This window comes from Novosphingobium mathurense, from assembly GCF_900168325.1.
In the GTDB taxonomy this organism is placed as follows: Bacteria; Pseudomonadota; Alphaproteobacteria; order Sphingomonadales; family Sphingomonadaceae; genus Novosphingobium; species Novosphingobium mathurense.
Genome location: NZ_FVZE01000008.1, coordinates 115,925 through 135,238, shown reverse-complemented (window position 1 = coordinate 135,238; position 19,314 = coordinate 115,925). Strand labels below are relative to the sequence as shown.

General features: G+C 62.2%; 20 protein-coding genes. 1 reads left to right on the top strand and 19 read right to left on the bottom strand.

Annotated elements, in window-relative coordinates:
* Positions 1-52: 52 nt before the first annotated feature.
* From B5483_RS19200 to B5483_RS19170, 7 genes are all read right to left on the bottom strand, one after another.
* Positions 53-862: an ArdC family protein gene (locus tag B5483_RS19200; protein WP_079731570.1), complete on the bottom strand. Its 810-nt coding sequence runs from the start codon at positions 860-862 to the stop codon at positions 53-55.
* A 520-nt stretch (positions 863-1,382) separates the two neighbouring features.
* On the bottom strand, positions 1,383-1,970 hold the full coding sequence (locus B5483_RS19195; protein WP_079731583.1) for a lytic transglycosylase domain-containing protein: 588 nt from the start codon (positions 1,968-1,970) through the stop codon (positions 1,383-1,385).
* A gap of 11 nt (positions 1,971-1,981) precedes the next feature.
* Positions 1,982-2,539 (bottom strand): S26 family signal peptidase, encoded by a 558-nt coding sequence (locus B5483_RS19190; protein WP_079731569.1) that lies wholly within the window; start codon positions 2,537-2,539, stop codon positions 1,982-1,984.
* 13 nt (positions 2,540-2,552) lie between these two features.
* Positions 2,553-2,834, bottom strand: a complete 282-nt coding sequence (locus B5483_RS19185) for a helix-turn-helix domain-containing protein (protein WP_425435059.1) — start codon at positions 2,832-2,834, stop codon at positions 2,553-2,555.
* Positions 2,835-2,840: 6 nt separating this feature from the next.
* Entirely contained in the window at positions 2,841-3,743 is a 903-nt protein-coding gene (locus B5483_RS19180; protein WP_079731568.1) for a phytanoyl-CoA dioxygenase family protein, read from the bottom strand.
* Complete coding sequence (locus B5483_RS19175) at positions 3,730-4,362, bottom strand: acyl-homoserine-lactone synthase (protein WP_176168123.1); 633 nt, start codon at positions 4,360-4,362, stop codon at positions 3,730-3,732. Before B5483_RS19175 ends, B5483_RS19180 begins: the two co-directional genes overlap by 14 nt.
* Positions 4,363-4,490: 128 nt before the next feature.
* Entirely contained in the window at positions 4,491-4,748 is a 258-nt protein-coding gene (locus B5483_RS19170) for a hypothetical protein (RefSeq protein ID WP_079731567.1), read from the bottom strand.
* Between the two features lie 92 nt (positions 4,749-4,840).
* Between B5483_RS19170 and B5483_RS19165 the strand changes: the two genes are divergently transcribed.
* Positions 4,841-5,101 (top strand): helix-turn-helix domain-containing protein, encoded by a 261-nt coding sequence (locus tag B5483_RS19165; protein WP_245829400.1) that lies wholly within the window; start codon positions 4,841-4,843, stop codon positions 5,099-5,101.
* Between the two features lie 28 nt (positions 5,102-5,129).
* Here the strand turns inward: B5483_RS19165 and B5483_RS19160 are convergent, their stop codons facing one another.
* The 12 genes from B5483_RS19160 to B5483_RS19100 form a co-directional block, all read right to left on the bottom strand.
* Positions 5,130-5,930 carry a helix-turn-helix transcriptional regulator gene (locus B5483_RS19160; protein ID WP_079731566.1) on the bottom strand — a complete coding sequence of 267 codons (801 nt, stop codon included), beginning with the start codon at positions 5,928-5,930 and terminating at the stop codon, positions 5,130-5,132.
* Between the two features lie 516 nt (positions 5,931-6,446).
* Entirely contained in the window at positions 6,447-7,313 is an 867-nt protein-coding gene (locus B5483_RS19155; protein WP_079731565.1) for a fumarylacetoacetate hydrolase family protein, read from the bottom strand.
* An 11-nt stretch (positions 7,314-7,324) separates the two neighbouring features.
* A complete protein-coding gene (locus B5483_RS19150) occupies positions 7,325-8,623 on the bottom strand; it encodes an aspartate aminotransferase family protein (RefSeq protein ID WP_217698224.1) in 1,299 nt (432 codons plus the stop codon).
* A 387-nt stretch (positions 8,624-9,010) separates the two neighbouring features.
* On the bottom strand, positions 9,011-9,928 hold the full coding sequence (locus B5483_RS19145) for an IclR family transcriptional regulator (protein WP_176168122.1): 918 nt from the start codon (positions 9,926-9,928) through the stop codon (positions 9,011-9,013).
* Positions 9,929-10,044: 116 nt separating this feature from the next.
* Complete coding sequence (locus tag B5483_RS19140) at positions 10,045-10,902, bottom strand: SMP-30/gluconolactonase/LRE family protein (RefSeq protein ID WP_079731563.1); 858 nt, start codon at positions 10,900-10,902, stop codon at positions 10,045-10,047.
* 16 nt (positions 10,903-10,918) lie between these two features.
* Complete coding sequence (locus B5483_RS19135; RefSeq protein WP_079731562.1) at positions 10,919-11,305, bottom strand: RidA family protein; 387 nt, start codon at positions 11,303-11,305, stop codon at positions 10,919-10,921.
* Between the two features lie 60 nt (positions 11,306-11,365).
* The gene (locus B5483_RS19130) at positions 11,366-12,268 is read right to left on the bottom strand and encodes a succinylglutamate desuccinylase/aspartoacylase family protein (protein WP_176168120.1); all 903 of its coding nucleotides are present in this window, start codon (positions 12,266-12,268) and stop codon (positions 11,366-11,368) included.
* 89 nt (positions 12,269-12,357) lie between these two features.
* Positions 12,358-13,398 carry an NAD-dependent epimerase/dehydratase family protein gene (locus tag B5483_RS19125; protein WP_079731560.1) on the bottom strand — a complete coding sequence of 347 codons (1,041 nt, stop codon included), beginning with the start codon at positions 13,396-13,398 and terminating at the stop codon, positions 12,358-12,360.
* Positions 13,399-13,436: 38 nt separating this feature from the next.
* The gene (locus B5483_RS19120) at positions 13,437-14,516 is read right to left on the bottom strand and encodes a pyridoxal-phosphate dependent enzyme (protein WP_176168119.1); all 1,080 of its coding nucleotides are present in this window, start codon (positions 14,514-14,516) and stop codon (positions 13,437-13,439) included.
* 49 nt (positions 14,517-14,565) lie between these two features.
* Complete coding sequence (locus B5483_RS23275; RefSeq protein WP_176168118.1) at positions 14,566-15,678, bottom strand: MFS transporter; 1,113 nt, start codon at positions 15,676-15,678, stop codon at positions 14,566-14,568.
* Between the two features lie 131 nt (positions 15,679-15,809).
* Complete coding sequence (locus B5483_RS19105) at positions 15,810-16,574, bottom strand: SDR family NAD(P)-dependent oxidoreductase (protein ID WP_176168117.1); 765 nt, start codon at positions 16,572-16,574, stop codon at positions 15,810-15,812.
* A 167-nt stretch (positions 16,575-16,741) separates the two neighbouring features.
* Complete coding sequence (locus B5483_RS19100; protein ID WP_079731555.1) at positions 16,742-19,135, bottom strand: TonB-dependent receptor; 2,394 nt, start codon at positions 19,133-19,135, stop codon at positions 16,742-16,744.
* Positions 19,136-19,314 lie beyond the last annotated feature (179 nt).

The following is a 19,314-nucleotide window of genomic DNA, read 5'->3' as shown; positions in this document are numbered from 1 at the left end:
CAGCGCTACGGCCAGCCTGATTACTGCCTACCGTGGGCGTCCATCGCCGACCTTACTGCAATGTTGCGGGCGGCGCAGACTGTCCAGATAAGGCGACAAGTTCTTCCTTGGCATAGTCCTTGCTGCCAAACTTATTGATGAGATCGCGATCGAGACGCGACGGATGCCCCGTTGCATGGGTCATTTCGTGGAGTGCCGTCCTGTAATAGTTGATCTGATCGTAGAAGGCCGGTTGCGGCGGCACCTGCACATAGTCGGCGCTCGGCACGTAGAAGGCGTGTGATCCCCCGATGCGGAAATCGACGCCCGATGCCGCGATCACCTCCTCGGCGATGGGCACGATCTCGCGTTCGGGGAGCGGCGCGGGGTCGGCGGCCAGGTTCGGGCGGAGCCCTTCGCACTGCGCGACATTGAACACGGTGAAGCGCTTGAGGAAGGGGACGGCCTTGGCGTCCTCGCCCGTCTCGCGGGCGCGTTCCCTTTCGGCCTCGGGGGTGAAGCGGTCGGCAAAGACGACCATGGTTCCGCGCTCGCCCTTGCGGACATTGCCGCCCGCCTCGAGCGCCTGCCGGAAGGTGAGCCAGCTTTGCGAAGGATAGCCATGCGCGATGACCGCCCCCCAGAGGATCAGCACATTGACGCCGCTGTAGTTGCGGTGGGTGAGCGCATTGCGCGGCAGGCCGGGCGCGGCGGCGGCGCCCTCGCCCGTGGGGCGGCCCCACGGCTGAACCCATGGCACGCGGCCCGCCTCTAGCTCGGCGATGATGCGATCGGTGACTTCGGCGTAGAGATTGCCGCGCTCGGCGTGCTCGCCATGGTCCTGCCGCCGGGACTTGGCGCAAGGTCGTGAAGTGTTGCGCATCGGGTGCCTCCAGACACCGCCCAAAACCCACCGGGCCTCCCCCGACGCGGGGGGTGGGCGGCACCGAGCGACCTGCCGGGCCCGGCCAGGAGGCGGCCCGCACCGGATGGCCGGAACGACAGTGGAGGAGCCGGCTGCCAAGCCGGCTTGCGGGCCGCCGGGCCGGGCCCAAAAGGGCGCGCCGCCCACCCGCCGCGGCAGGGGGCAGGCCCGAACATGACGCCGCCGCGCGGATCCCCGAAGGGGCGCGCGGCGTCCGCATCCGGCCGGAGGCAAGCCTCCGGCCGGGCGCCAGCCGATCGTCACCGCAGGACGGGACGCGCGGCACGCGCGGCCCGGCGGAGCTTGGCGAGCGCCAGCGAGCCTAGCGCAGTAGAGCGCGGTCGCGCCGCCAGGCGCGAGGCGCCAGAATAAGGCGGCCTGCCAGTTCCCTGGCCATCATCACCCGATCGGAGCCGGTCCTTGTCGCCCGGGTCGCCGTGTCGTCCTGTCGCCTGTTTCGCAGATCCGCTCGCGGCGATCAGGGCTGCGCGCCGCCTTGCGCGCCGAGCGCAACGAACAGCCCCTGGGCGATATTGGCCCCCTGCCCCGCCACGGTCTGCCGGCCCAGCGCGAAGAAGAGGGAGCTTGGCGCCCAGGCAAGAGGTTCGACCGGCGCCCGCGTCGACGCAGCGCCGAGAGCCGCCAGATAGGCGCGGGTCTCGCCGGGAAGCGCGCGGCGGCCGGCAAGATGCTCGGCATAGCGGGCCGGTCCCGCATTATAGGCGCCGAACAGGCCCGGATAGCCGAAGCGGTCGTACATCAGGCGCAGATAGAGGCCGCCGGCGAGAATATTGTCGCGCGGAGCATGCGGATCGTTCCCCAGCCCGAGCCGCGCGCGCATGTCGGCCCAGGTCCCCGGCATCAGCTGCATGAGCCCCATCGCCCCGGCGCGCGAGGTGATCGGGCGCCCGTCCAAGCTGGTCCGCCCGCCGCTCTCCGCCGCGATCACCCGCTCGATCCAGGCGGCGGGAACGCCGAAACGCGCCGAAGCCTCCTCGACATAGGGACGCCAGCGCGCGACGTCCTGGCCCCAGGCCGGTCCGGCGAAAACCAGCGCCGTCGCCATCAGGATTCGCTTCAGCGCGTCCACAGCGGCCGCGCCCTGCCGATCACCGCGCCGCGCGCCACCGGCCCGAAGTAGCGCCCGTCGAACGAGTCGGGATGATCCATGAGCAGGAAGAGCTCGCCGTCGCGCAAGGTCCGGCAGCCCCGCCACCAGGGAAGCGCCCTCCCCTGCCCATCGAACGACCGGCGCGCCGCAGCCGACCTGCCGTTGACGCGCACTATGCGCCCCGGCGCGCAGACGCTGTCGCCGGCGACGGCGACGACGCGCTTCACCAGCGGGACGTTGGCCGGCAGATAGTGGCGGCGGGCGGCGAAGCTGCGGAACGGCTCGGGCGCCCGGGCGATCACTATGTCGCCCAGCGCCACCGCCGCTCCCGCATCGACGCCATAGAGGCCGACCGGCGCGCTGGCGCTCGCGTTCCACACCAGGATCGGCCGGGGCGGCAGGACAATGGTGGTACCAAGCGCGAGTCCGAGCAAGCCGACCGCCAGAACCCGCCGGCGCCGCACGCGGCGCCGGTGCCGCTCGCCGCGCAGCTGCCCGCCAAAGTCCCGCATCATCGCGGCCATGCGAGTCCGAGGCTCAGTCACCGATCTTCTCCGAAAGGCTGCGGCGCGACCAGGCGATGAGGTCGTCGAGATGGTAGAAGACGTAGCGGCCGTGGCGGCGGAACAAGGGGCCGCCGCCCAATCGCCGCAACCGCTCGAGGTGGCGCGGCGTCAGCCCGAGATAATGCGCCGCCTGGCGCGTGGTGAGGAACGGGCTTCGCGCGCGCGCCGGATCGGCCCGCGCGATCTCGTCGTTGCTCATGACGGTGTCGGCCTCAACGGCGCTGCCACCGGCGGAGGCGGAAACAACCAGCACCGCGCATCACCCGCCTAGCAGCCCGGCGCGGGCGGCCGCCTGCTCGGCGACATGGCGATCGAGCGCCTCGGCCTGATCGGGCCGCAGCGCATCGGCCGCCGGCAAGGCGTCGATCGGCTGCCCACCCAGCAGGACCGAGGGACACTGGCCTTCGACATTGCCGAGATTGGGACGGTGCTGGACGTAGCCGACCAGCGCCGCGAGTTCGGGATCGAAACGCTTCGCGGTCTCCGGCGGGTAGACCAGATACTGGTTCTCGAAGCTCCTGAGCCAGCCCAGGCAATAGCTGATGATGACTCCGCGCCGCGCCGCCTGGCTGCGGTTCTCGCCGCCGCCATGGAGCGTGCTGCCCAGGAACAGCAATGCCGCGCCCGGCGCCATCGCGATCGCCAGCGCTTCGTCCGATGGCATCGGCTCGGCGTCACCACGATGACTCATCGGCCAGAGCCGCGTGGCGCCATTGTCGGCGGTGAAGGACGACAGCGGCCAGACGACGTTGAGCAGATACTCGACCTCGCCCTTGGGGCCTTGCCACATGTCCTGGTCGCGATGCGGATATTGCGCGAGCGCGCCGGGGTGGATCTCGATGGCCTGCGTCAGGTTGAGGATGATCCGGTCGCACCAGGGGCCGAGCACCCGCTCTGCCACCCCCAGCACGAGCGGATGCCGGACCAGCGCCTCGGCGTGCGGCGAACGGTTGAGCAGGCCACCGAAGCGCTTGGTGCGCCGGCCATAGAAATCGCCCTCGCAGAACGGCGTCCGCGCGAAGCGATCGGACAGGTCGCGATCGAGGCGCTCGATTGCCTCACTCCCAAGCGCATCGGGAATCACGCAATAGCCCTCGCGGGCGAGCTCGGCACAGGCCTGCTCGATCCGCGCGTCGACGTTGCCGATCTCAGACGCGGACATGAGCGGTCTCCAGGAAAGGCGCCCGCCGACCGGCAGGACGGGCATATATCCCGCTCGCGGCGAGCAGCGCCGGGGTTTCGGCGTCGATCTCGGCGATGAAAGCGCCGAGCGCCGCCCCGCCGAACCGTCGTGACGGTCCCGGGCTGGTGCAGCGCCAGCCCATGCGCAGGATCTGGGCGAGGAAACCCGCCTCGACCACCCCGGTGAGCCGGGTGATGCCGGCGAGGAGCGCATGGTCGACCATCGCGCTGATCAGCGCATTGCGGATGCGCAGCCGCTCGGCGGCGCCATGGCGCACGGGCAGGCATAGCCGGGTTACTTCGAAGGTCTCCGGCCCGGTCGGAACGCCGCTGGGGCAGAGGTCCGCAAACAGCGTCGCGAGGATATGCGGCTGGTCGGACGGGAGCAGACGCAGCGAGCCGATATGGTCGCCGGTCTGGTCGAGCGCGATCAGGTAGATCGCGTCGTCGCCGTCGAAGCAATCGATTTCCCAGCGATCCTGCTCGACCGCGAGATCCCAACCGAGCAGGTCGACGAAGAGGCGCTTGCGATCCTCGAACATGGTTTCGATCGCCCCGCGAAAGCGCGGGTCGCTGCATCCTTGAACGGTGCAAATCATGGGTGTGGCTCCCTGTGTTCGGAGCCGTCAGATGAGCAACGATCACCGCTGCGCGCATGTGCACCAAAGAGGGTATTGCAGGCCCGGCGGCCGAGTCTGGCGCCGCCACGACTTGCCCGTCAGGCAGGTTAGATCGAGACCGGTCCCTTCACGACGCCATGCGCGCGTGCGAGGTGCGACTCCCAGCAGCGGCGCGAACCGGCCGGATCATCTTCGACGGCGCAGAGCAGAATCTCGGAGGCCGCCTCGCGCCAGTCGGTCCCAGCGCGCTCGGCATCGATCAGTCGCGCATAAGTGAGAAAATGGCTGACGTCGTACTCGGTGATCGGCCCCCCATCGGGCGCCTCAGTCAGGATTGTGATTGCCGCTCCGTTGATCTCGCTCACCAGCCACCCTTGCCATCATTCCTGGAATTCCGTGCAGCGAAATGAAGCCCGCGCATCGATATTCGTTTTAGCGAATAAACTCCGGCGCTGCAATGATCGACAAGCGGGTGATGGACATCCGCAAGCTGGTCGGGCTCAATGTTTCCCGGCTACGAAGAGAGAAAGCATTGAAGCAGGAACCGCTTGCCGAAGTTGCGGGCTTTACCCAGTCGTACCTGAGTCAAATCGAGAATGGCCACGTGAATTTGACCCTATTGCGCTTGAACGATCTGGCGCAATGCTTCGGAGTTTCGCCGATCGAGTTCTTTCGCCCTCCCGGTACGGATGCGGTGGACTCGGATAGAGGCGAATAGCGACGGATATAGCCGGCGTCGCGATCAATCATCGAGATGTGCGCGAGTTGACGCTGGAACAGGGCGCGAACTGATATTGCCAGTGGCGGACGGTGTTGAAGCTGATCTGGCCATCGAAGAGCGCTGCGACGACGAGCTCGGTCCGATTGGCGACATCATAGCGGCGGCGCGCGGCGTCGACGACTTTGGTGACGCTGTCCTCCTTGAGGCCGAGGATCATTGCGATCTCCCAATCGGTCTTTCCCTGGGCGACGAGCTCGACACAGTCGCGCTGCCGCGGCGTGAGCTGGACCGCCTGGAGGCGCAGTGGACAGCGCGCGCAGCAAATCCGCCGCGCCGCCTGGAAGGCGAAGCTACCGACCAACTGGGCGGCGAGCATGCAATCGTGCGAAAATGTCCGCGCGGACGCACATGCAAACGAGCAGGAGCCGTGCGCCTCGCCAGGGATGTGGGCGGGCACGGTGAACCCGCAGTTGAGGCCTTCCCTGCGCGCGGCTTCGAGGATTTGGCGTTGCGTTCGGCTCACGCGGATGAGCTTGCCGATGCTATCCCAGGGAAAGCCGATGTTGGTCATCAGGCTTGCGCAGAAAACCGGATCTTCGAGAAACAGGCGCGAACCAATGAAGCGTTCTGTCCAACCCGCCGGATAGTTGTCGATGCGGATCATCCTCTGCCAGTGCTTACGCAGGTCGACATGGTGAAGCAGGGCAAAGTAGCTGAACCCGAGTTCGAGCGCGCAGGCCTCGAGCCCGCTGGCGAGTTCGGCCTGACTGTCGAAATGGAAGGCGCGTTCCGCAAACTGCCGTGCGATCGCGAACGCTCCCTCCATGTCAGCGATCCTGGCTGAAGCGGCTCGTGGCCATCCGCGTCGCGTACATGGCCGAGTTTTCTCCGACTGCTTTTTGAGTTAGCCAAGAGGTTCGCCGCAACGACATCCCTTGGCCGCGCACAGCCCGGGCGACAACTTGTGCGGTCGCCTCCCTCTGCCGCTCCGAGAAAAATGGAGCCGAAGTCAGCTCATCGAGCCGTACTTGCTCAGTGGGGGGAGCGATCCTGTCCACTGCCCTACATCCGACTAAGGCTGATGCGGCACCGCGGACGGCACGCCTAATGCCACTGTTGACGGTGGGGAAAGAACACCGGCCGGCGCCAGCGCAAGGAGAGCGCCGGCCGGTGCAGTTCCAGGCAACAAGCCCCCGGCGTCTGTGCGGAGGCCCACTACCCAAACCCGGCTGGGAGAGGAATAGCGCCGGGCTGAACTCTGAGGATCGTCTGGCAACAGTGTGGGCATGGGCAGGGCGAGACGAAGTTTGCTGGAAGAATCAGGATTTGAGCTGGGGCGCTGCTATCCGCCATCATCGGCATGGTCGATCGGCTGGACCACGCGCTGATGCTGCGTACCGAGCCCCCCCACCCCGAGCTCGATGACGTCGCCGGCCTTGAGGTAGAGGGGCGGTTTCATCCCGAAACCGACACCAGGCGGGGTGCCGGTGGTGATCACGTCGCCGGGTTCGAGGATCATGAACTGGGAAATATGTGAAACGAGCTGGTAGACGCCGAAGATCATCGTTCCAGTCGTGCCGTTCTGCATTTCCTGCCCATTGACCGAGAGCCACAAGCCAAGATTTTGCACGTCCGCAATCTCGTCCGGCGTGACCAGCCAAGGGCCGAGCGGACCGAAGGTCGGGCAGCCCTTCCCCTTCATCCACTGACCGCCGCGCTCGTTCTGGAAGGCACGCTCGGACACGTCGTTGCAGATGCAGTAGCCCGCGATGATCTCAGGCACGTCGGCCTCTTCGACATAGGACGCGGGTTCGCCGATCACGAGCGCGAGCTCGACTTCCCAGTCGGTCTTGGTGGATCCGCGCGGGAGGATGATGTCGTCGTTCGGCCCGCCAATGCAGGACGGCGCCTTGTTGAAGAGGATGGGTTCGGTGGGAATCGGCAGACCGGCTTCAACCGCATGATCGGCATAGTTGAGACCGACGCCGATGAAATTACCGACCGCCCCGACGCACGCGCCCAGGCGCTCGCTGTCAGGCACCACGGGAAACCCGCTGAGATCAAGCGCCGCTAAGCGCGCGATCGCCTCCCGGCTCAGCGCCGCGCCAGCAATGTCGTCAATAACGCTCGAAAGGTCACGCCGAATGCCGTCCTTGTCGAGCGCACCGGGCTTTTCCTGTCCCGGACCGCCAAAGCGAAAGAGTTTCACGTGGGTTCCTCTTAATTCAGGCCGTTCCGAAGGACTTCGTCCACGGCGCTCAAAGTTCGGTCGATTTCGCTGCTGCCGTGCGCGCCCGAGACGAACCAGGTACCGCGCCGGGTCGGGCGGATTCCGAGCGGAAGCAGCGCGTCCACGAAGGCCGCCTGCCTCGTGGCGTCGGCGCGCCAGTGCGAGGCATAGTCGACGATCTCGAGGTCGTCGGCGAAATAGGTATGGAACACCGCGCCATAGCCGCTGACCTGAAGGTTGACCGAGCGGCGCTGGGCGATTTCGCGCATGCCTTCGATCAGCGCGATGCCGTTGCCGTCGATGCGTCGGTAAACTTCGCCGTCGTTGGCGGCGAGCTGCTCGAGCGTCGCGATGCCGGCGACGATGCTGACGAGATTGCTGTTGTAGGTCCCGGAATGGTTGACCTCGCCGCTGGCGAACAGGCTCATGATTTCGCGCCTGCCCGCGAGCGCCGCCAACGGGAAACCGCCGCCGAAGGCCTTGGCGAATGTCGAGAGGTCGGGCGTGACGCCGAACTTGCCCTGGGCGCCGCCGAGGCCGAGCCGGAAGCCGGTGATCACCTCGTCGAAGATGAACACTACCTTGTGCTTGTCGCACACGCTCCGCAGGCCCTCGAGGTATCCGGGGCGCGGTGGAATGACGCCTGTGTTGCACATCACCGGCTCGGTGATCAGTGCGGCGACTTGGTCGCCGCGGTCGGCAAGGTAGCGCTCGACCACGTCGAGATCGTTCCAGGGCAGGATGTGCGTGTCGGCGGTGCCGGCCTCCGCCTGCCCTTTCGTTTGCAGCCGCACGGGCAACGGTACAACACCGTTGCCGGGCGTGCCGGTCAGGTTGACGAGCACATTGTCGAACCAGCCGTGATACTGGCCCTCGAACTTGATGAAGCCGTTCTTGCCGGTAAAGGCGCGAGCGACGCGCAGCGCCGCCTGGACCATTTCGGACCCGGTCATCCCGATCCGCACCAACTCGGCCGATGGAATGTAGCGCTGCAGCAGCCGAGCGAGGTCGAGCTCGCTGCGGTGCTGGCCGGCGAAGAGCTGGCCCGAGCTGAGCGAGGCCTGCACGGCCGCAATCAGATCACTGGGTGCGTGCCCCAATATGGCCGGCCCCATGCCGAGCGCATAGTCGACATATTCGTTGCCGTCGAGGTCGACCAGGATCGGCCCTCGCGCCGATTCGAAGCACAGCGGCCATCCGCCGAGGCGGACATTGCTGTTAACACCCCCCGGGATGATGCCGCGGGCCGCCTCATGATAGGCGTCGGACTTTGAGAGATTGCCGGGCACAGCCGGCATTTGAACTGCGGGACCATGCCCACTCTGCATATTTGTATCAGACATGGGTAAAAGGCCTTGTTGAAGTCGAATGAACGGCCACCTGCCCCCTCCAACCACCAAATGCTAAGGATAAATGAACCGTCTAGCGGAACACATGTCCCGTCTTATGGCATATCTATCGCGGAGTCTACCCTGCGGGCATAAATCAGGTGGAAGGATCCGAAGATGATTCTGTCTGATGGCACTCGACTTCGGATTTTTTGGAATCAGCGACACATTCCGCGCTGTACCGAGAATTAGCAGCGAACGGCTGAACCCGTTTTGCACACGAACGGGGACGCGCCGGCGATCGGCCTCGCCAGCGCGATTTACGATCAATTCGATTGCGTCGGGCGGCTATGCCCTTTGGCGTGTTCTCAGCCGCTTGAGCGGAGGCATATCCTCACCGCTGATCTCGATAGCGGCGATCCGCAGGCTGTTGGCAGCCTCATGCGCCTGTTCCATAGAGAAGCGACTCGCGACCCCGCTCAGGCTGATTGCGATAGGCGTTGCAAGCCCCGGCACCGCCACTGCGACACAGCGTCCCTCGGCCTCATTCTCACGATCGTCGATCGCATAGCCGGCTTCACGAACGCGCTCGAGTTCAGCCAGATAGTCGACCGTTGTGGTGATGGTATTGTCCGTGTGCTTGGGCATGCCCGAGCGGCTCAGCAGTTGGAGCACATCGCGATCGGGAAGCTTGGCTGCAAGCACCTTTCCCAGCGCGGTGGCGTGAATGCCTTCGGTGTCTCCCTTGCGGGCCGCGAGCCGCATCGCATGCGGGCTTTCCAGGATTTCGAGATAGACGATCTGATGCCCGACGAGCATGCCGAGATTGACCGTCTCATCGAATTGATCGAGGATTCGGGCCAGGTACGGACGGGTGCGCTGTATGAGCCGGTCGGTATGACCTGCCTGCAGCGACATGAAGCCCAGACCCAGCCGGTAGCGCGAAGAGTTGAGGTCCCGCTCAATGAAATGCTCGGCCTCGAGGACCTGCAGGTAGCGATGGGCCGAACTCTTGGGTAGCTCCGAAATCGCGGCGACGTCGACCAAAGTGACGCCTTCTTCGCCGGCGCCACCGATCAGGCGAAGGATCGCACAGGTCCGCTGCACCGACCGGCTGCCACCGCTGCGGTCGTTACCCGCCTCTGCCTCGGCAGGCGCAGAGACCGCCTTGCCGTTCGGCTTCGCGGCTGATTTTGCGCCGCGCGTTGCCCCAACAGGCTCCAATGCCGCCTTCGCCTGCTTCTGTTTGGTGGCTTTTGCCGTCATTTGTCGCGCCATTGCACTTCCTGAATTGCGTACTACGAGACTTTCGGCGATCGCTTAACACGAACTAAAAACGGATTGCACGGCGATTCCGCCTATCGGGATGCAAAGACCAAACATTAGCCGAAGCATCGGACGGGCTGACCGCTCACAGTCATCCGCACGGCAAAGACCGCTCCTGCGAGAGGAGAGCCATCGTCGTCCGATGCCCGGGCCGTGGTAATGAAAAGCGTTTTTCCATCGCTATCGCCAAACGTGCAGCTGGTGGGACAGGAAACCGGAACATCGATGCGGGCGATCTCCCGCCCGTCGGGGTCAAATCCAATCACCGCGCCGCTACCCCAGACTGCCAGCCAGAGGCAGCCTTCCGAATCCACGGCCAGCCCGTCCGGCAGGCCCAGGCGTTGGTCGATCGAAGCAAAGACCTCTCGGTCCAGAAGCTGGCCTGTATCGGGATCGACATTGAAGCGATCAATTCGCTGCTTTGGTGTGTCCACGTAGTAGAACGATCTTCTATCGGGAGCCCAGTCCAGCCCATTCGAGATGGTCACGCAGGACAACAGCCGAGCCGTTCCGCCCGCATTATCGAGCATATACAAGCCCCCAAGTTCGGGGGTACTCCCAATGACCGCAGTACCAGCGACGAACCTGCCCCAAGGGTCGACTTTGCCATCGTTAAAGCGGATGTTCGGATCGGCGCCGACCGTCGTAATCACAGTTTCACTGTCCCCAAGCGACCGCAGCCTGGCGAAACTGCGATTCCCAGCAGTGATGTAGCCGCCGCTTCTGCAATGCCCGATCGCACTTACGTGATCGTGGCGATCATGTCGTGTCGAGCGCCCAGAGCCCAACTCGGTACGCCAGATCGTCTGCTGGCGAATATCGAGCCAGATCAGATGATCAACGCCGTCGGCCAACGGACATTCGCCGACCGATGCCTTGGTATGCGCCAATAATTCTGCTCGGTATCGGTTCATCCGCGGGCTTCGTGACTTACCTGTTAGAACCGGGGACTACAGCCACACACTCGATTTCGAAGCGCAGCACATCAGGCAGGCAATGCGTGATCGTCGTACGGGCCGGGTAGGGTGCGCTAAAAAATTCAGCGTATAGCCTGTTGAATGCTGGAAGATCTTCGGGGTCGCGCACGTAATTGCGGGTATTCACGACGTGTTTCAATCCGCTACCCGCACCCTCCAGCACTATCCGCAAATTCTCGAGCGAGCGCCGCATCTCACCTTCAAATGTGTCGGGAACGATCGTCCCGCTGCTGTCTACGCTCGCCTGACCAGAGACAAAGAGCAAATTTCCAACCTGCGTGCATGGACTAAACGGGAGGTTGCTGGTCGGCGTGCTTGCGTCCTTAGGATATTCGATCATTGTGTACTCTCTCGTTCAATTTCTGGCAGACAGGGGAGAGCTGACCACTCGCAAGTTTGATCACGTCAATTCTTCTTGCCGTGGATCGCTATCTTGCACGCGCCCAAGAACGAAAAGAACATCTTCGGGATGGACACGGGCCTTGCGCCTGAGAAACATGACGATGCCCTCCCGCGGAGCGCGGAACGTTGCCCGCTCGTTCCCGTGGTAGTCGTAGAGAATGCCGATCTGCGCACCCGCAGCGATGCGGTCAGCGGCCGCGACGGATGTCACGAACAACCCATGCTGACCGGCTTGCGCCCCATCGTCGAGGTCGCCCGAGCCAAAGACCCACTGGGGCGCTGTCGACCGAGGGCGCGAACTTCCTTTCGGAAGCATTTTCAAGAGCCCCATGACATTGAATACGCCCGCGACATAAGCCTGTAGGTCGGTCCCCCGGACTTCCGCGCCCCCGCCGCACTCCGCATAAAGTGCAGGGATTCCCCGCTCAGCCGCGACCGAGAGGCTGCGGCCGGGCGCGCCCGTTTCATGAGCCCAGATGAACGGTGTGCCGAAGGCGATCGCCGCGTCACGCGCGGCCGTTTCCTGAGCGCCGCCCGCGACAAAGCCGCACAATAGCGGCATGGCGTAATAGGAACCCGCCGAGTGCAGGTCGATGAGGAAGTCGGCGCCCTCAATTACAGCTTCGGTGATACCAGCGGCGAGCACCTGAGTGGGATCGCCCTGAGGGTCACCGGGAAAACAGCGCGCGAGATTGCCCTGATCAAGCGGACTTACCCGGCTAAACTTGGCCCAGGCCTGTGGATTTGCCGGAGCGACAGCACGAACCGTGCCGGCCAATTCAGATGGGTCTATCAGCTGCAGGATGCGGAGAACCGCGAGCACACCTTCATCCTCATCGCCATGCACTCCGCCAAGGAGCGCAAGCACAGGACCGCAGCGCGTGCCCTGCAATTCCATCATAGTGGCGCCTCCGATCAACGGCTTGTGAACGATCCCGTTGGGGGGAGTTGGTGACTCTGCCATGATATCGACCACCGCGCGACGAGCACTCAGAAATGCGGCTTGCCAGCAGAAATGACCTCGGCGTCTGCCTGTCCTTCCACCACCGAGTTCACCATTTTCTCGAACGTCCATTGGGGCGAAAAACCCAGCAGCCGCTGAGCTTTGGAGATATCGACCTCCAGCCGCCAATCGGTCGGCATCGTCACGTTATAGATCGGCACGCCGAATGCCGCTGAGATGACTCGCGCACCCTCATCATAACGCGTCGAAGCCGGTCCGGCGATGTTGAAGACCTCGCCCAATGCTGCGGGATGCCGCAGGGCTAGCAGCACTCCATCTACGATGTCACGAACATCCCCTACATGCAGCGACCAGGGGGTCCCGGATGGGCCTGAAACGCTCACGGCCGGATTTCCTTTGTCCGGCACCTGCTCCGCCAAGAGTGTAGACATGTCGGGTTGGTTCTCAAAGAGGTGCCAGATATTCGTGTCGGTTCCCAGCTTGGCCCGATCGAGCACGCTTCTTGTGGCGCCGTAGCGAAACAATTGCGTGCTTTCTTCGGGGCTCAACACAGTGGCAAACCGAACTATGGCCCAAGGGATGGAATGTTGCGCACCGACATTGCGCAGGATGAGTTCTCCAAGCAGCTTGCTGGTACCGTAGGCTTCTTCCGGCTCTTGCGGTGAGCTTTCGGTAAGCGGAACTTCGGGCGGGCAGCCTGGCCGATAGGTGCCATCGGTGCTCGCCAGGAGGAACCGCCTGACACCGCCCGCCTCAGCTGCTGCCTCGAGGAGACGAAGCGTTCCAAGGGCATTTATGTCGTAGAATTTGTCGACAGGAGTGGATCCTCGAACGAGCTGCGCGGCGAGATGGACGATATCCGAAACTCCGAACACCGCGCGCCGGATCGCGTCAAAGTCGGTAAGCGCGGCCTTTACGATTTCAACCTGAGGAATTTGCTCCAGCCGCCTCGCAAGCGGATCCTCGGGCATGACCATGGCGCGTACGGCGACGCCTTCAGCCACGAGGCGCTTGGCGACATTGGCGCCAACCCGCCCAGACGCGCCGGTTACCAAAACTTTTTCCACCTAGTACTCCTCGTCTCTTTGCTGCGCGGGCCGGTCGATCAGTAGAACAGGCCGCCAATGTCTTTCCGGTCGATCAAATCGATCTCATTACCGCTGGATGCGGCCTCAATGGAGCCTGGATCCTTGAAACCGTGGCCGGTAAGAACGCACACGATCTTTTCGCCACTCGTGAACCGGCGCTCTTTTGCGGCACGCAACAGGCCGGCCACCGCAACGGCGCCCGCAGGCTCGACCAAGATCCCCTCCTCCCTCATCAGTCGGTGCTGCGCCGCAAACGCGTCTTCGTCATCGATCAATACGCCTTGGCCGCCAACTGATCTCGCCAGCTCGATCGAGAGCGTTCCATCGAGGTCGAACGGCACAGCCAGGCCACTGATGCCGGTCGTCGTGTCGACACAACGCGCATGCGCTGCCCCCTCATTGAGGGGCGTCACGATCGTGTCGTTCAGCACGGGCTGAACGGGGTGCAATCTCGGCAAGGGCGAACCTTCCGATGCCAAATCCAAAAATCCGCGGGCAATCGCGCAATAGAGACCGCCGCTGCCGACGGGGCAGAAGATGTGGCCGACGGGGCCGCTTTCGGCGATCTCGTATGCGATCGTCTTTATGCCCGCCATTCCGTCTGGCGAGATGGCAAAGGCAGAAACGAGAAAGGGAAATCCTCGTGCTGCGCCCTCTTGCTTGAGCGACTGCAGGATAGCTGAGGTCTCCTGCGGATCTATGCCCATGCCACGAACGCGCACCAAGCGCGCACCGTAGGCGCGCATTTGGGATAGCTTCCCGGTCGGCGTGCGCTCATTGATGAATAGATAAGCCGGCATCCCAAAGGCGGCCGCAAATGCAGCTACCGCAGCCCCCGTATTGCCGGAGGACGTCGCGATGCAGGCTTTCGCGCCCGCTTCTCGAGCCATCGCGAGCGCAAGGCCAGCGAAGCGATCCTTGTACGAACCCGACGGGTTCGATAGCTCGAGCTTGAACCAGAGCTGATCCAAGCCGAGGCTGGGCCCGATTGTGCGACTGCGGACAAGGGATGTCCGCCCCTGCCCTCTGTCCGCGGCCTTCGGATCACGAATTAGGGGAAGAAATCGCTGATACGTTTCGTAGAGACTGGCGCTCACAGGTCGATCCAGTTGGCTGGCGTAAAGTTGTATGTGGAGTGACGCGCTGTCATTGCTGGCTACTGCCCAAGGGTCGCTTCCATCGCGACAGGAAAAGCAATACGCTGACGATCGCGAGCGCGTAGCAGAGACCTGCAAACCATCCCACGGGAGCGTAATTCTTACCTGTGACGAGCGCGCCGGCAATGGCCGGACCAAGCGCTTGGCCGGTGCTCGCCACGGTCAACCCCAAGGCGGTCGACCGTCCAGACGGGTCGATCCGTGAGACAACGCCCAGTATGAGCGGTATTGTGAAGGTGAAGAAGACAGCAAGCGAAGCGCAGCTCACCGCATAGTGGGTGATGGTCGCGGAATGGAAGACGCCGAGAACGGCGGCCTCGCCAAATGCAAGCGCCGGCAGAAGCAGCATCCAGCGCGGCCAGGAAGTCGGCACGACCGTCACGATCAGACTTGCTCCGATTCCAGCCAATGAAAAGCTTGATAGGGCGTTGCCCAACTGGTCGACGCTGAATCCGTTCGCAACGCCGATACGTTCGAGAAACGCCAGCAAGCCGACTTCGCCGCAGCAGTAAAACCAAAATCCGAATAATACGATGAGTGCTGGGCGAGGAGGCAGGGACCACGCCCTCGGCATTTCGGGATCACCAAGTGCTGGCCGCCAGACTTTCGTTGAAAGCGCGACCGCGATCATAATGAGGGCGAGCGCGGCATAGCCTCTCAATGCATGTTCGATACCGAAAGCCGGCAAGGCGAAACGCAATATCTGATAGCCCAGCGCACCGGTTGCCAATTGCGAAATGTTGATCCAAGCGATCAGCCGGTCAGGGTTTGAGGATTGCCCTCCGACCTTGTATGCGAGCCCGCCAACGATGCCGGCCCCCACGCCTACCAACCACATGCCAAAAGCGACACCGGCAAAAGGCACGTGAAGCGAGGCGAGCAGATTTCCGGCACCAACGAGGATCGCCGCAGCAAGAACCCAGCGGCGCATCTGCTGTCCATGCTGGTTTGCAATAATTAATGTTCCCACGGTAACGCCGAGCAACTCGGCCGAACCGATTAGGCCGATCTGCTGGTCCGTAAAACCATAGGCGCGGGCCAAGGCTCCCAAAATAGCCGGCAGCGAAAGGATGGTTGCATAGCCACAAATGGCCAGAACCATGACCTTCAAAATGTCGCCGACGCGGTATCGCGCCGAGGGCCGATCCCTGTCCTCCAATCTGGGGCCCAGGCTTGTGTCACTTGGAATGGACTTGCACTCGATTGATGCTGCGCGCTCTCCAAAAGTGGGCGTCATCGCATCACCCACCCACCGTCAACACAGAGAGTTTGTCCGGTGATGAAGGAGCTTTCCGGTCCAACCAAAAAGCTGACGACGTTCGCGACATCTTCAGCGACGCCCCTCCGCTGGATGGCTTGAATCGACATAAGCTGCGCATGAACTGCATCCTGATCGATCCCTTGCTCGAGTTCCTCTTCCGTCTGGATCGCACCGGGCATGACGCAGTTCACACGAATTCCTCGGGGGCCGAGCTCGCGGGCGAGCGATCGGGTGAACCCGAGCAGGCCCGCTTTCGTCGTTGCGTAGGGTAAAACCCCAGCAGCACCTAGAACAGCCTGAACGCTGCTGATCGTGACTATTGCACCGCCTGCGCTGGCTGGTTTAGCAAATGCTCTTCGTGAGCACAGGAAAGCAGCCTTGAGATTGACGGCACTGACCCTGTCCCAATCGGATTCGTCGATTTCGGTCCACGCGCGTCTCACTCGGACCGCCGCATTAAGTACCAAGACCCGGACCTCGCCAAGCTCCCTTTCGCATGTGTCAAACATCGACGAGACGGAACGTGCGTCGCTCACATCTGCCGGTATCACCTTCACGCGACCGCCTTCACGCTCAAGATCTCGAGCCAGCCGCGCGGCCAGTTCGACCATTGGCGCCTCTCGCGGAGCGTTAATGGCAACCGCATGGCCGTCGGCGACGAGGCGACGAACGCATGCGGCGCCAATTCCACGGGACGCTCCCGTGACAAGGGCGACACTTTGGTCCGGCCGGTCCACCAATTGACTACCTTATCTACAAAGTTCGTGGCGCAGTCTAACACCCACGAATTCCCAAGGCATTACCGGAACCGCAACTAACTATGCGGTTCCAGTTCGTGCTGCTTCTCTGACTGAAGTCGAAGCATTCTTCTTGCTGCGCTCAGTCGATTCCCCTCGCCCGAGGGCTACCAACGATAGGTGGCAGAAACCCCAAGTGTCCGAGGACGAATGGTCGATGCACCGTAGTCCGCAGTGATCCGGCTGAAATACACATTTAACAGGGGATGGTCGTTCAAGACATTGTTCACAAAAACCGACAAATCCAAGCCGCCGTACAGGACGCCGGCACGAAGGTTCAACTGATTCACGGATTCGTTGCGGCGAACGGCAGGATCGAAATTTGCATTTGTGGGATCCAAGAGCGTCAGATTGCCCTTGTTTCGACTCTGATAGCGATTCTCAATCCGACCGTATCCTTGGACATTTTCAGTCAATTCGAAATTGTATTGAAGTGAGGCGACAATATTCCAAGGGGGGATATCAGCGATCTGATCGCCACTATGCGTGTAAATCCTCCCACCCGAGATGTTGTCATTTGTGTATACGGCTCTTGTATAACCAACCGAAAGGCCCGCCAAAAGGTTTTTGGTGAGCCGAGCATCGACCGCCAAATCGAACCCATCGCTTTTTGCGTCACCAAAATTGGCGACAAATGCGCCGAGACATTGCGGCACTCTGACACTGGACTGAATATTTTTCCACTTGATGTGATAGGCACTGAAGCTGAGGTTCAGTCGCCCACCCATTAAGCTGTTCTTTGATCCGACCTCGTAACTCCATAGGGAGTCAGACTGATAATCCCCCAAGTTGCTGGCACCCAAGGCGGCCGTAGCGGCCGCACACGCGCTTGAAATCGTCGGAAGTGCCTTGTTTACGCCGCCGGGACGAAATCCTTTTGCTGCAGAAACATAAAAAAGATTGTCCGGATCAGGCTTGAAATTGATCCCAAACTTGGGAGTGACCGCAGTCTCGCGTTGTTTACCGTTGATTTCGACAAATCCGCCGCCAAGTGGCCCTTCTGTTATGATGTGAAAGTCTTCCTTGAGCCGTGAAACGCGGACGCCAGCAATGACCGAGAGCGTATCGAAAAAACGATATTCAAAATTCGCGTAGCCGGCCAGCTCCGTATTGGTGACTGGCGCCGTAGCCCGATAAGAGAGACCGCCGGGCAAGAGGACTACGCCGGGAATGTAGTCGCCAATGCGAGGGCTTTCTATAGTCTGAAATCCCGTTGTCTTCGCTCGATTATAGAAGCCGCCGATCGTCCACTGAAGCCGCGCAGAAGGTTCTGAAGCACTCAGCCTTAATTCTTGCGTGAAATTTCTCTGGCGGGTGTCGATATGAGTGATCTGATATTGATCAAGCGACGTCGGGAGGGAACCAGAGAGCGACAAAGGCAGCACGAATGTATAATCTGTATCGGTTTGATGATTTCTATGGAAATAGGTCGTAATTGAGGTAGCGGTAACGCCGCTAAAATCGGCCTGCATTCGCAGGGAGGGAATGAAGAATTTATCCCGTACCGGGCTTAGGAGCGGTGTTGTAACGAGGAACTTGCCATCGTCAGCATCTGAGTCCAGCGCTGAGAATGTGCCAAGATCGTAGGAGTGAACGTCCTGGGCATAGATCGAAGGTGTAATGCGAATGCTCTCGGAGGGTTTGAACGTGAGTGCCGCCCGACCCACGTAGGAATCAGCCTTGTCGGCATTGCGCTGCCGAACGCCACCCGGAATCAGGCTCAGGTGGTCGATATAGCCGCCATCTCTACGGTGCCACCCGCTCACGCGGAAGCCGAGTTTATCCTCCACGATCGGGCCGCCCACAGCCACGCCCGCTTCGTTGGAGATGCCGCCGCCACTGGTGTCTGACATCTCGGCACGGGCGTATCCGGTGAACTCCTTAAGATTGGGCTCCGGTGTAATGAACCGGACTGCGCCACCGAGAGCTCCGCCTCCAAAAAGCGTGCCCTGCGGTCCGCGGAGAACCTCGACCCGCTCAAGGTCAAAAATCTTGGGTGTTGCACTGGTATAGACGCCTGCCCCGCCACCGATAGGCCGAGCCTGAATGGGAATATCGTCAACATAAATTGCCGTGGTGCTCGATCCAACACCTTGGCTGCCTCCGCGGGCACCCGTGGAGATGCCTCGGATCGTCACGCGGTTGTAGACACCCGTGCTCCCAAAGTTCAAACCCGGCGTTGCAGCAGCTACGTCCGAAATATCTTTGATACCACGCTTGTCCAACGCTTCTTGACTATAGGCACTTATGCTGATCGGCACGTCCATTAGTCGCTGCTCGCGCTTCTGGGCAGTCACGACAATCTCGTCGGCTTGAGCTTGTCCATCCGCCCCCACAGCCGGACTCCTATTCAGCGCACCTTGGCCCGCAGCTTGCTGCGCATGCGCGGCGCCGGACCAAAAAGGCACGACCATGAGCACCACGGACGCCATCAAACTCTGGCGGATTGCGGCCATACAGTGACGCATCGATTCCCCCTTTCCCTCAACATGGTCATTCATGGGATGCGTGTATCACTAAGCGGGACGCTAAGCAAAGCAAAAATGACATATCCGAGACAACGGGTGAGATTTATGGAAATCCGCTTCATCACGGGACTGGGCGCGTGGTGCATCCAGATGGTGGCTGAACGCCTACGAACCCTTGGAATCGGTTCCAGAAACGTGAGACCTCTCTTGAG